This window comes from Acetomicrobium sp. S15 = DSM 107314 (genome assembly GCF_016125955.1).
Classification (GTDB): Bacteria; Synergistota; Synergistia; order Synergistales; family Thermosynergistaceae; genus Thermosynergistes; species Thermosynergistes pyruvativorans.
In genome coordinates, this window is the sequence record NZ_JADEVE010000011.1 from 1 (window position 1) to 433 (window position 433).

Below are 433 nucleotides of genomic sequence, written 5' to 3' on the forward strand. Positions count from 1 at the left end.
CGGTGAGTAGGATGATCGCAAGGTCAGTCGCGCCGACGCCGCTCGCAAAGGCCCCTAAGGCCCCGAGCGTCGTAGAGTGAGAGTCCGTTTCGATTACGATTTTACCAGGGCCGACGAGCCGGTCGAACCGCGCTACCTGAGGTGATAAGAGTACGAGGAAGGAGAGGGAGATCATACCTCCTAAGAACGAAGCCACCGTGGCCCCTCCCAAGGCCTTTCCAGCAAGGCCCTTTTTGGCCATCGCAAAGCCGTCGTTTAATATCTCAAGCGTTCCTCCGCCTAATCTGAGCCCCATCATTTCAGCCTGACGAGTCAGAATGGCGATAATGATCTCATCTTTGCGCCGAAGCATTGAAATGCCTGGGATGCTCATGGAAGTCTCATCCGGCAACGGTGACGATCTATGTGGACGGAATGGCGGCATCGGCTGCTT

The 433-nt window shown here is 56.1% G+C and carries 1 protein-coding gene; it reads right to left on the bottom strand.

Going from position 1 to position 433, the window contains the following annotated elements:
* A partial coding sequence (locus EZM41_RS14125; protein ID WP_269778823.1) for a tripartite tricarboxylate transporter permease occupies positions 1-373 on the bottom strand: 373 nt, incomplete at its 3' end.
* Between the last annotated feature and the right edge of the window lie 60 nt (positions 374-433).